This is a genomic window from Maribellus luteus (genome assembly GCF_003576475.1).
In the GTDB taxonomy this organism is placed as follows: Bacteria; Bacteroidota; Bacteroidia; order Bacteroidales; family Prolixibacteraceae; genus Draconibacterium; species Draconibacterium luteum.
This window is the reverse complement of record NZ_QWGR01000242.1, coordinates 1-538: the sequence shown is the minus strand read 5'-3', so window position 1 is coordinate 538 and position 538 is coordinate 1. Positions and strand designations below refer to the sequence as shown.

At 64.7% G+C, this 538-nt stretch carries 1 protein-coding gene; it reads right to left on the bottom strand.

Annotation, left to right across the window (positions count from 1 at the left end; all coding sequences use genetic code 11):
• Nucleotides 1–538: glucose-6-phosphate dehydrogenase (NADP(+)) (locus tag D1614_RS28755; protein WP_497006688.1), on the bottom strand; the 538-nt coding region annotated here is incomplete at both ends.

Genomic DNA, 538 nt, shown 5'->3' with positions numbered 1-538 from the left:
CCCCTGCTTGAAGGCGTCGTCCAGCGACAGGTTGAGGCTGACGGGCTTGAGCTCGACCCCCTCGATGCTGGGCGTCTTGTTCATCAGCGACAGCGAGATCTCTTCTTCCGGCTGCAGGCGGATGGTCAGGCGGTTGGCGCGCAGGTCCTGGCCCGAGAAGATCGAGTGCGGCACGGCCCGGAACTGGATCATGATCTCGGACGACCGCTCCGGCATGCGCTTGCCGGTGCGCAGGTAGAACGGCACGCCGGCCCAGCGCCAGTTGGCAATCTCGGCCTTGATGGCGACGAAGGTTTCGGTGCGGCTGTCCGGCGGAAGGCCCTGCTCATGCAGATAGCCCTGCACCGGCTGCCCCGCGATGGCGCCTTCCTGGTACTGGCCGCGCACGGTCTTCTCGGGCACCTCTTGCAGCGGAATCGGCTTGAGCGCTTTCAAGATCTTCAGCTTTTCGTCGCGGATGGCGTCTTGCGACAGGCTCGACGGCGGTTCCATGGCGACGATACACAGCAGTTGCAGCAGGTGGTTCTGCACCATGTCG